At 72.3% G+C, this 534-nt stretch carries 1 pseudogene; it reads left to right on the top strand.

Annotation, left to right across the window (positions count from 1 at the left end):
• Nucleotides 1-474 (top strand): annotated as a pseudogene (locus AOK18_RS28360) (type VII secretion integral membrane protein EccD); the annotation flags it as partial.
• Nucleotides 475-534: the final 60 nt, after the last annotated feature.

The following is a 534-nucleotide window of genomic DNA, read 5'->3' as shown; positions in this document are numbered from 1 at the left end:
CTGGTCGGCCTGGTCGGCGGCTGCTCCCTGCTCGCGGTCGGTTCCGCTCTCGTGCTCGGCTTCTCCGACGGCCTCTGGGCGCTGCTGCTGGCCCTGGCCACCGGAATCGCCCTGCTCATGCGCGCGCAGCTGTTCCGCTACACCGCACAGGTCGCCACCCTGCTGGCGGCAGGACTCGGCTCCCTGCTCGCGCTCGGTCTCGGCCTGGCGCTCAACATGCCGGACGCCCTGGTCCGCGAGGCGCTGACGGGGGACCGGACCGGCCTCGACATCCGTACGATCTGGCTGGTCGCGGCCATCGCGGCGGCATCGGCGCTGATCACCACGATCGGTCTGGTGGCCTCGCGCAGCGGGCTCACGCCCTTCTGGGGCCGCTTCCTGGAGCTCGCCGAGGGCTTCGTCCTGCTGACGCTGGTGCCGCTGACGCTCGCCGTCTTCGACGTGTACGCGTCGGTGCGGTCGATGACCGGCTGACCTGACGCACGGAGGACCGGGAGGGCGCACGGACCCGAGAAGGACGCACGGGGTCCGGGA

Source organism: Streptomyces prasinopilosus, from assembly GCF_001419695.1.
Classification (GTDB): domain Bacteria; phylum Actinomycetota; class Actinomycetes; order Streptomycetales; family Streptomycetaceae; genus Streptomyces; species Streptomyces prasinopilosus.
The sequence above is the reverse complement of the archived record's forward strand: the minus strand, read 5'-3'. Positions and strand labels throughout refer to the sequence as shown.